8 protein-coding genes and 1 pseudogene (1 of these 9 only partly in view) are annotated in these 14,095 nt (G+C 63.4%); 6 read left to right on the forward strand and 3 right to left on the reverse strand.

Translation table 11 applies throughout. From position 1 onward, the window contains the following. Positions 1-3,020, forward strand: the 3' portion of a protein-coding gene (locus QMK50_RS26510) for a non-ribosomal peptide synthase/polyketide synthase (RefSeq protein WP_320334429.1). The gene continues 11,098 nt to the left of window position 1, outside the view; 3,020 of the gene's 14,118 nt are visible here — the last part of the coding sequence; the start codon falls outside the window, past its left edge; the stop codon is at positions 3,018-3,020. Between the two features lie 32 nt (positions 3,021-3,052). Further along, on the forward strand, positions 3,053-4,015 hold the full coding sequence (locus QMK50_RS26515) for an alpha/beta hydrolase (protein ID WP_320334430.1): 963 nt from the start codon (positions 3,053-3,055) through the stop codon (positions 4,013-4,015). Between the two features lie 40 nt (positions 4,016-4,055). On the opposite strand, the pseudogene QMK50_RS26520 reads toward QMK50_RS26515, so the two are convergent. Both QMK50_RS26520 and QMK50_RS26525 read right to left on the reverse strand, forming a co-directional pair. Beyond that, positions 4,056-4,634: pseudogene (locus QMK50_RS26520) on the reverse strand (GNAT family N-acetyltransferase); the annotation flags it as partial. A gap of 50 nt (positions 4,635-4,684) precedes the next feature. After that, complete coding sequence (locus QMK50_RS26525) at positions 4,685-6,031, reverse strand: lysine N(6)-hydroxylase/L-ornithine N(5)-oxygenase family protein (RefSeq protein WP_095168276.1); 1,347 nt, start codon at positions 6,029-6,031, stop codon at positions 4,685-4,687. A 207-nt stretch (positions 6,032-6,238) separates the two neighbouring features. Between QMK50_RS26525 and QMK50_RS26530 the strand changes: the two genes are divergently transcribed. From QMK50_RS26530 to QMK50_RS26545, 4 genes are all read left to right on the forward strand, one after another. Next, the gene (locus QMK50_RS26530) at positions 6,239-7,201 is read left to right on the forward strand and encodes a FecR family protein (RefSeq protein ID WP_237234993.1); all 963 of its coding nucleotides are present in this window, start codon (positions 6,239-6,241) and stop codon (positions 7,199-7,201) included. Positions 7,202-7,344: 143 nt separating this feature from the next. Then, on the forward strand, positions 7,345-9,006 hold the full coding sequence (locus QMK50_RS26535; protein WP_320334431.1) for a cyclic peptide export ABC transporter: 1,662 nt from the start codon (positions 7,345-7,347) through the stop codon (positions 9,004-9,006). 1 nt (position 9,007) lies between these two features. Next, positions 9,008-9,730: a siderophore-iron reductase FhuF gene (gene fhuF / locus QMK50_RS26540; RefSeq protein WP_320334432.1), complete on the forward strand. Its 723-nt coding sequence runs from the start codon at positions 9,008-9,010 to the stop codon at positions 9,728-9,730. A gap of 16 nt (positions 9,731-9,746) precedes the next feature. Then, entirely contained in the window at positions 9,747-12,125 is a 2,379-nt protein-coding gene (locus QMK50_RS26545; protein ID WP_320334433.1) for a TonB-dependent siderophore receptor, read from the forward strand. Positions 12,126-12,214: 89 nt separating this feature from the next. Here the strand turns inward: QMK50_RS26545 and QMK50_RS26550 are convergent, their stop codons facing one another. Beyond that, the gene (locus QMK50_RS26550; protein WP_159995677.1) at positions 12,215-13,762 is read right to left on the reverse strand and encodes a Fic family protein; all 1,548 of its coding nucleotides are present in this window, start codon (positions 13,760-13,762) and stop codon (positions 12,215-12,217) included. Positions 13,763-14,095: the final 333 nt, after the last annotated feature.

A 14,095-nucleotide genomic window follows, 5' to 3' on the forward strand; every position in this document is an offset into this window, starting at 1 on the left:
CGTTCGCAGAACTGGAATCGCGCTCCAATCGCCTGGCGCAGTTCCTGCGGGCCCAGGGGGCCGGGCCGGAAACCGTGGTCGGCGTGGCGTTGCCACGCTCGGTGGATTGGCCGGTGGCGCTGCTGGCAGTGCTCAAGTGCGGCGCCGCCTACCTGCCGCTGGACACCGCTCATCCGGCCGAGCGCCTGGCGTTCATCATGGGCGATTCGGGCATGCGCCTGTTGGTCACCCATTCCAGTCTCGCGGGGCAACTGCCGGTACAGCAGGGTGTGACTCCCTTCGCGCTGGACCGCCTGGCGCTGGAAGGGCTGGACGATCAAGCGCCGGTAGTGGACCTGCATCCCGACAGCCTGGCCTACCTGATCTACACCTCCGGTTCCACCGGACAACCGAAGGCGGTGGCGGTGGCCCACGGGCCGCTGGCCATGCACTGCGAAGCGATCGGTGAGCGCTATGGCATGAGCCCGGCGGACCGTGAGCTGCACTTCATGTCATTTGCTTTCGACGGTGCCCATGAGCGCTGGCTGGTACCGCTGCTGTTCGGTGCCAGCCTGCTGGTGCGTGACGATGAGCTGTGGACCCCGGAACAGACCTTGGCGGCCATGACCGCGCACGGCGTCACGGTGGCCGCGTTCCCGCCGGTTTACCTGCAAGCGCTGGCCAGCCAGGCCGAGGCCGCAGGCAAGGCACCGGCGGTGCGGGTGTATTGCTTTGGTGGTGATGCGGTGCCTGAGGCCGCGTTCGAACGTGCCCGCGCGGCACTGCGTCCACAAACGATCATCAATGGTTACGGACCGACCGAGACCGTCATCACGCCGCTGTTGTGGAAGGCCGAAGGGTCGACCACCTGTGGTGCGGCCTATGCGCCGATTGGCCAGCGGGTCGGCGCGCGGACCCTGCATGTATTGGATGCCGACCTCAACCCGGTTCCCGAAGGTGTGGCCGGCGAGTTGTACATCGGCGGCGAAGGCCTGGCGCGTGGTTACCACCAGCGCTCGGGGCTGACGGCCGATCGTTTTGTGGCTGATCCGTTCAGCGTCGGCGGGCGCCTGTATCGCTCCGGCGACCTGGTGCGCCGCCGCGCTGACGGCACCTTCGATTACCTGGGACGGCTCGACCATCAGGTCAAGGTTCGCGGTTTCCGTATCGAGCTGGGTGAGATCGAAGCGCGCTTGCGTGAGCAGCCGGATGTGCACAGCGCGGTGGTGGTCGCCCGCGACAGCCAGACCGGCAAGCAACTGGTCGCCTACGTGGCGGCGGTGGCTGCCGAGGGCCTGGGCGAATCATTGCGCCAACGCCTGCGCGAGCGGCTGCCGGACTACATGGTGCCGACTCACGTGGTGGTGCTCGAGGCCTTGCCACTCAACCCCAACGGCAAGGTCGATCGCCTGGCCTTGCCGGCGCCGCAGATCAGCCTGGATAGCCGCTTCGTCGCCCCGCAGACCGCTGAGCAACGAGCCCTGGCGCAGATTTGGCAAGAGGTGTTGGGTGTGGAGCGGGTGGGCCTCGCCGATAACTTCTTCGAGCTCGGTGGCGACTCGATCCTCAGCCTGCAGGTGGTGTCGCGGGCCCGTAACCATCCGCAGTTGCAGCGGGAGATCCGCCTGCGCGACCTGATGCGCAAGCCGACCATCGCCGAACTGCTGGCGGTCGTCGACGCGCCGACGGCGGGCGCGATCACCGCGGAGCTGGCCTTGCCCGAGGGTGAACTGTTCAACCTGCTGCCGATCCAGCAGTGGTTGTTCGACGTGCCGATGGATCAGCGCCAGCACTTTAACCAGGCGCTACTGTTGGACGTGCTGCAACCGCTGCAGACCGACGCCCTTAAGCAGGCGGTGCAACAGCTGCTGGTGCGTCACGAGGCCCTGCGGTTGCGCTTCGTCCAGGGGCCGGGTGGCTGGTCGCAACGTTACGCCAGCCTTGAGGAGGTCGAGCAGGTCCCAGTGCTCTGGCAACAAGACCTCGCCGACAGCCAAGCCATGGAATCGGCCATCCAACTGGCCCAGCGCAGCCTCGACTTGACCAACGGCCCGCTGCTGCGGGTGCTGCATGCACGGCTGGCAGAGGGCGGCGAGCGCCTGCTGCTGGTGGTTCATCACCTGGCAGTGGACGGGGTGTCCTGGCCGGTCCTGCTCGAGGACCTGCTGGCGACGTACCAGGCCGCATGCGCCGGGTGCGCGCCTGAGTTGGCGTTGCCAGGCAGTCGCTACGGTGACTGGGCTGCGCGCCTGCAGACGCGGGCGCGCAGCCCTGAAGGCGAGGCTGAGCTGGATTACTGGAAGCACCAATTGGGCGCGGATACGCCGCCGAGTCTGCCGGTCGATAACCCGCGTGGACGCAATCTGGTGGGCACTTCGGCCGAGGTCCGGTTCACGCTTGATCAGCCGCGTAGCCAATTGCTGCTCAAGGCTGTGCCGGCGGCCCTGCAGGCGCAGATCAACGACCTGTTGCTGAGCGCGCTGTCGCGTGCCGTGTGCCGCTGGAGTCAGCATGACTCGGCGTTGATCCAGCTCGAAGGTCACGGCCGCGAGGACCTGTTCGATGAACTCGACCTCAGCCGCACCGTGGGCTGGTTCACCAGCATGTTCCCGGTGCACCTGCACCCGGGCAACGGCGAGGTGGCCGAGTCGGTCCGGGCGGTGCGCGAGCAATTGGCGCAACTGCCGGAGCGTGGCCTGGGCTTTGGTGTCCTGCGTTACCTGGGGCGTAGCGAAGTACGCGAGGCCCTGGCGCAACTGCCGCAGCCGCGCATCACCTTCAACTACCTCGGGCAACTCGACCAGGCGAGCAGCCCACAGTCGTTGTTCGGTGCCGCGCCTGAAAGCCTGGGCGACTTCCACAGCCCGTCGGCGCCGTTGGCCAACTGGCTGGAAATCATCGGCCAGGTGCATGACGGCCGCTTGGGCATGCGCTGCATCTATAGCGCCAAGCGCTACCGCCCGCAAACCGTGCAGCGGCTGCTGGACACTTTCCAGGCCGAGCTGCACAGCCTGATCGATCAATGCGCGGGGCTCGAATGAGCCGCGCGATCCCCTTTCAAGGATATTCATCCATGTCATTGCATCCTGAACTGAGCGCTTTCCTCGACCTGGTGGAGGAGGGGCGGCTGGCCGGCCGTCCACCGCTGCATGCCTTGTCGGCGGAATTGGCCCGCGAGACCTTCGAGCAGGCTTCCGCTGGGCTGGTTTGGGCTTGGCCCCAGACCCAGCAAGTGGCACGCCGCGAGTTGACGGTTCGTACCCGCGACGGCGCCAGCCTGGCGCTGCGCCTCTATCTGCCCGAGGTCGCTGGCGCGCAGCCGTGGCCGGTGCTGTTGTACTTGCACGGTGGCGGTTATGTGGTGGGCAGCCTGGATTCCCATGACGGTATCTGCGCAGAACTTGCCTGGCGCACGCCTTGTGCGGTGCTCGCGGTGGATTACCGGCGGGCCCCGGAGCACCGTTTCCCCACCGCGCTGTTCGACGCCGAGGATGCCTTGCTTTGGCTGGTGGCCGAGGGCGCCGAGCATGGCCTGGACGCGACCCGGCTGGCGGTTGGCGGTGACAGCGCCGGCGCGACCCTGGCCACCGTGCTGGCAATCCAGGCGGCGCAGGCACCGCAGCAATGGCCACCGATCCGCCTGCAACTGCTGTGCTATCCCACTACCGATGCTTCGCGCAGCACGGTGTCCAGCGAGCTGTTCGACGAAGGTTACTTGCTGGAGAGCGCGACGCTGGAGTGGTTCTACAGCCACTACCAGCGCACCCCGGCCGATCGCCTGGACTGGCGCTTTTCGCCGCTGCTGTGTGAGCACTTGCAGGGCGCGGCCCCGGCGTTCGTCGGGCTGGCCCAGTACGACCCGTTGCACGATGAAGGCCAGGCCTACGCCGAACGCTTGCAACAGGCGGGGGTGACGGTGACCTGCCGCTCCTACGCCGCGACCCACGACCTGCTGCGGATGGGCGCGGTCATGCCGGGTGTGGATCAGGTCTACAAAGAGTTGGCGAGCCATCTGGCCCAGGCATTGGCGAACTGAGGACAAGACGGCCGGGCGCCAAGCGCCCGGCAGGGGAGGGTCAGCCCGCGAGCAGCGGGCCGAAGTCGTCGCGCTCAAGCACCATCAGTGCCGCGCGTTTGTGTGGGAAGTCGAACTCCTTGTGCTTGCCAAAGCCCACCGAGGTCATGTAGCCGATCATCTTGTCGTTGTCGGCCCGAGGCTCGGCCACCACGCGCTGGGTGCGCGGTTCGTCGAGCAGCAGCCAACTGACCAGCGAGCGCAGCCAGCAATCGACCTTGGCCGGGCCGCGATGATGCTCCTCGCCCACCAGCATATGGATGCCGCGGTCGAATTCAGCTGCCGGGTAGAACGGCGCGATGCGGTCATGGGCAGCCCAGTAGACCTCGTAATAGGCAAAGGGCTGGTCATTCAGGCAGCCGATGACGCTGAAGATGTGCGGGGTGTCGCTGATCTTCTGCAGGTATTCACGGTGCTCGTCGAGCGTGCCTTGCTCCTGCCAGAAGTGCGCGACGCGCGGGTTGTTCTGCCAGCGGTTGAACAGCGCCAGGTCCTGCTCGATGTCCAACGTGCGCAAGGACATCCACAGCCCCAGTTGCTCGTCGTAGCGACGGTAGAGCTCGCCATGGGGTTTGCTGGCGATAGCGGCGGTCAGTGGTCCGGTGGTCATGTTCATCCAGGCAGCTCCATTCAGGCGGACGCCGACAGGGCAGTGTCGAGCAATTGCAGGTGTTCGTGCTCGCAAGACTCGGCCATCTCCAGCAACGCCTCGGAGATCTCCCAGGCGCGTGCCGGCAGGACCGACAGCAGGGTATCGCTGAGGCCGTGGTTGGCCTCCGAGAAACCCTGGACGAACACGCCGGCCTTGAGGTTCGGCGTGGCGCGCACGCGGTAGCTGCGCTCGACGTCGAAGTCGCCCAGGTAGTCGGCCAGCGGTGCCAGTAGGGTCTTGTGCGAGGTGCGTTCGTAACCGGTAGCGAGGATCACGGCATCGTAGTGCTGGACTTCTTCCTGGCCCGTTGCGACATCGCGCAGGTGCAGGCGCACTCCGTGTTCGCCGGACGTGGCGCTCTGCACCTGTGTCCGGCAGCGGAAGGCATGGCGCTCACGCTTGGAGACTTTCTGGCGATAGAGAATGGCGTAGATCTGTTCGATCAGATTCAGGTCCACTACTGAATAGTTGGTGTTGTGGAATTCACTGATCAGCCGCTCGCGCTCGGGCTCGGGCTGGTCGAAGAACAGGTGGGTGTTTTCCGGGGCGAAGATCTGGTTGACGAAGGGGCTGTCGTCGGCCGGCTTGAGCACTTCGCTGCGCAGGATCAGGTCGACCTTGACGTTCGGGTAGCTGTCGTTGAGGTCGATGAACGCCTCGGCCGCGCTCTGCCCGCCGCCGACCACGGCAATGCGCATTGGCTCACCACGGGCGCAGCGTTGCTGGGTGATGCGGCTCAGATACCGCGAGTGGTGGAACACCCGGTCGTCGTCGCGCAGGTCCCGGAACACCGCCGGAATGCGTGGCGTGCCACCGGTGCCGACCACGACCGAGCGGGTGCGCCGGCGATGTTCGCGGCCCTGGCTGTCCACCGAGACCACGTCCAGCAGTTCGACGCTGCCATCCATGCCAATCACCGGCTCGACCCGGTCCACGCGGTTGCCGTAGGCACACTGCTCGCGGAAATGCCCGGCGACCCAGCGCAGGTAGTCGCTGTATTCCATGCGGCAAGGATAGAACGTGCCCAGGTTGATGAAGTCGATCAGGCGGCCGTGTTGTTGCAGGTAATTGACGAAGCTGTGGCGGCTGGTGGGGTTGCGCAGGGTCACCAGGTCCTTGAGGAAGGAGATCTGCAATTCGCTCTGGCTGACCAGGGTATCGCCGTGCCAGTGATAGTCAGTCTGCCGGTCGAGGAACAGGCTGTTGGCTCGGCGACCCGCTGTTTCGGCCTGTTCCTCGAGGGCGATGGCCAAGGCCAGGTTGGAAGGGCCGAAGCCGACGCCGATGACGTCGAAGGGCTTGTTGCTGGACTGTCGCTGGGACATTCGCGAATCCTCCTTTGAAGTGGTGCCCTGAGCGTGCGGCCATGTGCAGGCCGTGTCAGAGGCGTTCATGAGAGTTGACGAATGAACCGACAGCTTCTTCAGAAGTGGTCGAAGGAGCGCGTAGGCAAATTAACGATTTAGAGTGAAACCAACCAAAAACCAAGTGGATGGAGTAAGCTTGGCGAAATTCTTCCGCTGTCTACCACCATGCCCAACCCCTCTGTTCCCCAGCAATCCCCGAGCGAAATGGCCGCCGACTGGTGCGTGCGTTTGCATTTCGAGGATTGCACCGACGCGGACCGTGCCGAGTTCCTGCGTTGGTACGATGCCGACCCGGAACACGCTGCGGAGTACCTGAAGATGTGCCGGGTGTGGCAGGTCAGCGAGCAGTTGCCGCCGCGTGCGCAAGTGCCGCTTGAGGCTCGTTCGCGGCGCCGCCGCGCGCCGTTGCTGGCCCGCGCCGCGGTGCTGGCGTTGGCCGTGGGAGCTGCATGGGCGGGCGGTTGGTCGGGGGGCATGTTGCCGGGCAGTGTGCGCTACTTCATGGCCGAGCAAGCGCGACGCCAGGTTCAGCTCCCCGATAACAGTCAGGTGGAACTCAATCAGCGCACCGGCATGCTGTACCTGGGCTTTCGTGATCGGCGCCAGGTGTTGCTGCGTGACGGCGAGGCCTATTTCGATGTGCAACGCGACGTCGACAAGCCGTTCTTGATCAGTACCGACAACGCCAGCGTGCGGGTCACCGGAACGCACTTCAATATCTGGACCGCACCGGCGCAGACCACCGTCAGCGTGAGCGAAGGCACGGTACTGGTGTCGCGTGGCGAGGACGGCGACGGCCGCAACCAGGGCACCGAACTGACTGCCGGTTTGCAGGCCGTGGTGAGCCAGGGGCGCATGCTCCAGCTCAAGCGCATCGACCCCGCGCGTTCGATGGCCTGGCGCAACGGCAAGCTGATGTTGGACGACATCAGCCTGCGCGATGCCATCGTACAGATCAATCGTTACCTCAAGGTGCCTCTGCAACTGGAAGGCAACGAGGTCGGCGAGCTGCGTTTCGGCGGCATCTACGACACCAGCGACCTGGGCCAGTTGATCAGCGCGCTGCCACGGGTGCTTCCGGTAAAACTGCGCCGTGGCGATGACGTGATCCTGATTTCGTCCCGCTGACCTGCGTCTCGGCAGTTATTTACAGCTAATTTGCTGAACAAACCCCACTCTCATTCGTCGATCAGGCATGCCCCTTAACACGCCCTCATTCCGGCCGTCTGCGGACGGGACGATGACGGGCGTCAAGCCTGGAAGCCGAGACAATGAGTGCACCTGCACGAAGTACCTTGCATGAATTGACGCAGGTTTTGCGTCCCTTCTGGCCGTTGCTGCTGGTTTCGACCGTGCTGGGCATTCTCGGCGGCTTGAGCATCACTGGCCTGCTGGCGACCATCAACCACGCCCTGCACGCCGAAGGCGGCGCCAGTCGCGGGGTGTTGCTGGGTTTCGCCGGGCTGTGCCTGATGGCGCTACTCGGCTCGGTGATTTCGGACATCGGCACCAACTACGTTGGCCAGCATGTGATCGCCCGGCTGCGCAAGACCCTGGGCCTGAAGATTCTCAGCGCGCCGATCGATCAACTGGAACGCTACCGCAGCCACCGGCTGATTCCGGTGCTAACCCACGATGTCGACACCATCAGTGACTTTGCCTTCGCCTTCGCGCCGCTTGCGGTGTCGTTCAGCGTCACCCTTGGCTGCCTGGTGTACCTGGTGCAGTTGTCGCCAGGGATGTTCCTCACCACCACCCTGGCGATTCTGCTGGGCTCGGTTGCCCAGTATTACGCCCGGGCCCGCGGCATCAAGGGCTTCTTCGAGGCCCGTGACCTGGAAGACGATCTGCAAAAGCACTACCGCTCCATCGCCGAAGGCGCCAAGGAACTGCGCATCAACCGTCCGCGCCGCCAGCGCCTGCTCAAGGACAGCATCGAAGGCACTGCCGAAAGTATCTGCCGCAAGCAAGTCAACGCGATCAACCAGTTTGTGGTGGCCAAGGGGGTCGGCTCCACGCTGTTCTTCATCGTGATTGGCGTGGCCCTGGGGTTCCAGGCCATGTGGCCGAGTACCAGCACCGCGACCCTGAGCGGCTTCATCCTGGTGCTGCTGTACATGAAAGGGCCGCTGGAGCATCTGCTCGGTACGCTGCCCAATATCAGCCGTGCGCAAGTGGCGTTCCGCCGGGTGGCCGAACTCAGCGAGCAGTTCGCCTCACCCGAGCCGCACTTGCAGGAGGCCAGCGACAAACCGCTGCCTGAGCAAATCCACAGCATCGAACTGCGTGACGTGCATTACCGTTATCCGAGCGAGGAGGGTGCCAGCGGTTTTGCCATCGGCCCGGTCAACCTGTCTATCCGCAAGGGCGAGATTGTGTTCATCGTCGGCGAGAACGGTGGTGGCAAGACCACCCTGATCAAGCTGTTGCTGGGCTTGTACGTGCCCCAGAGCGGCAGCCTGCTGCTCGACGGCAAACCGGTCGAAGCCGCCCAGCTCGACGATTACCGCCAACTGTTCACCACGGTGCTGTCGGACTTCTTCCTGTTCGAGGACCTCGTCCAGCAGGGCGCCGATGTGCCGCCAGAGGCGATGGTGTACCTGGAACGCCTGGAGATCGCCCACAAGGTACGCATCGAAGACGGGCGTTTTTCCACCCTCGATCTGTCGACCGGCCAACGCAAGCGCCTGGCGCTGCTGCAAGCGTGGACCGAGCATCGCCCGGTGCTGGTGTTCGACGAGTGGGCAGCGGACCAGGACCCGACCTTCCGCCGCATCTTCTACACCGAGTTGCTGCCAGACCTGCAGCGCCTGGGCAAGACCATCGTGGTGATCTCCCACGACGACCGCTATTTCGATGCCGCCGACAGCCTGTTGCGCATCGACAACGGCCGTCTGGTGCAGCACCACGCCAGCGCTGTCGAGGCCGGCTGAGGTGAACCTGACCCTGGCCCAGCGCTTGCCGCCGGACCTGCAGCCGCTCGCAGCGCGGATGCGTGTGGTGCCCGGCAGTGAGGCGCCCGCGCTGAGTCGCTGGTTGCAACCGGACATGCTGGCGCCGGTGTTGGCGCGTTATGCCCGGCATTGGCCACAGGCGGATCCGCGAGCAGTTGCATCGCAATGGCACCAGCAGCTCTGCGCGCTGATCCTGCCACCGCTGCTGCTGGCGCGCCTGCTGTATGCCGAGCCTGTAAGCCTGGACCCGCAGCGGTTGCGTATCTGCGTGAGTGAACAGGGCGAGCCTGGCGAACTGCATGTCCCGGCGTCAGGGCCGGCGTTACTCAACGAGGGCAATGGCGCACGCCAGCTGGACGCGTTCGATGAGCAACTGCTGCAGCCTTTCGTCAACCGTTTTGCCGCCCATACCGGGCTTTCGCCGCGCCTGCTGTGGGGCAACGTGGCGCTGTGTATCGACTGGGTCATGGAGGTGGCCCAGGGCTGTGTGCCAACCCGCGCGCTAGGGGAAGCGCGGGCGCATTTTTGCAGCAGCCACCAGGGGCAGGGCAGCCAGGCCTTGCGCAGTGCCTTGCGTCGCGACGCCGCTGGAGCGGTCAAGCGCCGGGTCTGCTGTCTGCGTGAGCGCCTGGGGTTCGAACGGTGTGCGGCCTGCCCCCTGGCCACGCGCCAAGCCCCATCCAATATGCCAACAAAACTATAAATCCATAGGGAACATCATGAGCGTTCATCCACTGAATCAACCGGCACAGCGCCTGCGTCGCTGCATCGCCGCCGCTACTCTCGGGCTTGCCATGGCGGTGGCGGTCCCGGCGCTGGCCGAGCCTGTGCAGATCAACATCCCGGCCAAGTCGCTGTCCTCGGCCTTGTACGAGCTGGGTAACCAGGCGAAATTGCAAATCATCTACAATCAGGACACCGTCTCCGGCCTGCGCAGCCGCAGTGTGTCCGGGCAGATGGAACCTGAAGAGGCGCTGCGCCAGTTGATCCAGGGGACCGGCATCGCCTATCGGATCGAAGGCAATCATGTGACCTTGCAAGGCAGCTCCGACGATGCGGCGCTGACCCTGCCGGTCAGCAGCGTGGTCGGCCAGGCGTACAGCTCGGTGAGCGCCGATGACGGCTATGTGGCCAAGCGCGCTTCGGCGGGGACCAAGACTGACACGCCGATCATCGAGACGCCGTACTCGGTGTCGGTGGTGACCCGTGAGCAGATCGAAGCCCAGCAACCCAAGACGGTCTCCCAGGCCCTGCGCTACACGCCGGGGATCAACGCCGAACTGGCCGGCCCGCAGTTCGTCACCGACCAGTTCACCATCCGTGGCTTCCAGCAAGGCACCGGGCGCATGCTGCGCGACGGCACCCGCACCTTCCTGCCCGACTTCCTTGGCTGGGACGCCCCCGAACCCTATGGCCTGGAGCGGATCGAAGTCCTGCGTGGTGCCAGCTCGGTGCTCTACGGTGCTTCCGACCCCGGTGGCCAGATCAATCTGGTGAGCAAACGCCCGACCACCGAACCGCTGCGTCAAGTGCAGTTGCAGATGGGCAACCACGACTACCAACAGACCGCCTTCGACCTCGGCGATGCGCTGGATGAGGAGGGGGTGTGGAGCTATCGCCTGACCGGCCTGTTCCGCGAAGCCGATGCCCAGGCCGACCACATCACCAACCGTCGCGAGTACCTGGCACCGGCCATCAGCTTTCGTCCCAACGACGATACCGAGCTGACCGTGCTGGGCGAGTACCAGAAGCAGACGGGCAACTTCGCCAACCCATTGCCCGCCCAGGGCACGGTATTTCGCGACCCGCGTGGCCGCCTGGATCGCGATACCTACGTCGGCGACAGCGCCTACGACTACATGACCAACGAGAAGACGTCGTTGGGTTATGTGTTCGAACACGACCTGAACGAGATCTGGACCCTGCGCCAGAACGTGCGTTACAGCGACTACCGCCAGTCCAGCTCCGAGATTGCCTTGTACGGCCCGGCGGGCGACGTCTACTCGCGCTACAACGACCAGCGCAAGGGCGACGGCCGGCTGTTCACCATGGACAACCAGGTCCAGGCCAACTTTGCCACGGGGCCGGTGGAGCACACCTTGCTCACCGGGGTCGACTACAACAACGGCAAGTTCAACCAGGACCAGTCGCTGGACTTCATCCTGCAGCCGTTCGACGTGTTTAATCCGGTCTATGGTAAACCGCTGACCCTGGTCCCGTTCAGTGCCTCCAGCTATGAGCAGAAACTGTCGCAGACCGGCGTGTACCTGCAGGATCAGTTGAAGATCGACAAGTGGGTGTTCCTGCTCGGTGGTCGCTACGACTGGGCCAGCAACCAGAAGGACGACCGCGCACCGCAGACCCAGAAGGATGAGAAGTTCAGTGGTCGTGCGGGCCTGGTCTACCTGTTCGACAATGGCTTTGCACCGTACGCCAGCTACAGCGAGTCGTTCTTGCCAGTAATGGGCATGACGCTGGACAACTCGCAGCTCGACCCGGAAATCGGCAAGCAGTACGAAGTCGGCCTGAAGTATGAGCCGCCAGGCAGCAACAGCCTGTACACCGTCGCGGTGTTCGATTTGACCAAGCAGAATGCCACCGAGAACGTCGGCGGCTTCTCACGCCAGGAAGGCGAAGTTCGCTCCCAGGGTGTCGAACTGGAAGCCAAGACCGAGATTACCCAAGGCTTCAATCTGATCGGCAGCTACACCTGGAACGACGTCGAGGTCACCAAGTCCGACGTCGGCAACAAGGGCAATACACCGTTCCGGGTGCCGGAGCACATGGCGTCGATCTGGGGCGACTATATCGTCCAGGGCGGCACGTTCGAAGGGCTGCGCCTGGGCGGCGGTGCCCGCTACGTGGGCAGCACCTTCGGCGACTCGGCGAACAGCTTCAAGGTCGACAGCTACACCGTGGTCGACGCCTTGGTCGCCTACCAACTGGGCAAGGTCGATGCCTCGCTCGACGGTATGGAAGTCTCGCTCAACGCCTCGAACCTGTTCGATAAAGAATACGTGGCAGGCTGCTACAGCAACGTTGGCTGCCAGTACGGCCAGCAGCGGACCGTGTATGGCACGGTGAGCTACAACTGGTAAGTCTCTTGGGACTGGGCCGTGCTTGATTGCACGGCCGTATACCGTCTGCTCAGAGACGATCCGGATGCCAAAGGTCCGGTACGCTGCGCTTATCCCTCTTCGTCGCTCCCCACTGCTCGTTCTTCGAATGCGTAGCGCACGGCTTCCACAACGCGTTCCGCCCGTTCAGCGTCGTCGAGTTGCGGATACGTTTTCTTCAGTTTGCCAGATACCCGCCAGCCATTTTCCTTGAGTGAACGAATGATCCGGTTCGCGTCCTGATCCGGCATTTCCAGCACTTCTTTGAGCCGCTCCTGGGCGTGCTGGAAAATGACCAGCACCCGGGCTTCCTCGGCCATTTCGGTACGGACCGTGTGCGCAACGACCTGCGCCGTGTACAGCACGTGTTCGGTCAAGTCGGGATAGCGCCATGCGAATTGCGCGTCGTCGTAATCATCGAAGACCAGGTTGCTCGTGGTGCCGTCCTCGTAGTCGACTAGTTTTGCGAACCGATGGGACGATGCGTAGCGTTGCATGAACGGCCGCGAAAATACCTCCAGCGTACGATCGTAGCGCGCCCGCAATTCAATCGAACTCGTGATGGTGGCTGATACCGGGAGGATCACGCCATCGGGCATCGCCTTATCGCGGATCAGGGTGTCGTTGATCAAAAATCGATGGATTCGACCATTACCGTCCCGCATCGGATGGATATACACAAAGGCAAAGGCGATAGCTGCTGCCCGGGCCAACGGCTCGGCACCCCGTGTTGCCAACTCGAATGCCTTCAGGCCATCGAGCAGTTGTGTTAACAACTCAAATTGCGGCGCAATGTAGTGCACGATGTCCTCGCGCATGGTCGCCTGGCCCACGAAAACCGGCGAGCGCCGCAGGCCAAGTCCGAAGGCCTCATGACCGAGGATGCCGGCTTGTAACGTGTGCAGGCTGTCGTTGCTCAATGGATCCTTGATATGGCCACAGTACTTGGCGATAACGTGGGCAAACCGCTGGATCCTGTCGGCCTTGTCGGCCTCTCTTTCAATCAGAAAGCTTGCGCGCGACTCCTTGAGTGTCAACCAACTGGCCGTGCGTATCAGGATGTCGGCGCCGAAGGTTTGGTTCAGCTCGCTTAATGCCGCAGCCAAGTCAAATTGCAGCGCTTGTTGCACGGCTTCGGTACGGCGGATCAAGGGGGAGAATTGCGGTACGCCGGGAAGATTGTCGTTGATGCGCCAGCGCCGTATCCGCAGGGGCTCAACGCGGGTCAGGTAGTGTTGCGGTGAAACGGCATCGATATAGCCGCCATTGGTGACGTCTGGCACAGCAAGTTGCTGACCGGTCAGCCACTCGTAGAGGAATCCGGTGCGGCGGGCATACTGACCAAAAGGCGCTTGCTGGCACCAGGCTTCGATGGGCTTGGGGCCAATCACCGCAAACAGCCGGGCGAAAAACTCAAGGTGAACTTCTTCGTACTTGAGCCCAAACTCAAAATGCCCCGCGAAATCATCTGCCGGCTGATAGCTCGCAGGATACTTGCGTTCGACATGTCCATCGCTCTCGCGGCTCATTCGCGTCGTACCGATTACCGACTCAACCCGTAAAGGTTGTGCAAGCGCAATGCCGTAGCGGTCGGCGAGTACCTTGAAGCCTACTTGCATTGTCGAATCCTCTACTGAGCACACAAAAATGATATCCAGAATCGCATCGTACGCGAAAACGTTAATTTCCTAATCGCGAAAATGCTAATGCGTACTTTAATTTGATAACAAATTGACGAGTTTAGACGAAAACGATAACTCGCAGAGCCCCGCGCTTGGACATTCGCCTTGCAGGCGAGTGTCAGGAAAGCCCAAGTCTGAGGGGCGTCCTACTGCTCAAGCATCAAGCTGCGCCACACAATCACTGGCGGTGCAACGGGCACAACGTCTGGTTGCTGTTTCTGCAACTCTAGCGGAGTCACCACCGGCGATGACTGCTGAAGCGGCAAAGGT

It is taken from the genome of Pseudomonas sp. P5_152 (genome assembly GCF_033989915.1).
GTDB lineage: Bacteria > Pseudomonadota > Gammaproteobacteria > Pseudomonadales > Pseudomonadaceae > Aquipseudomonas.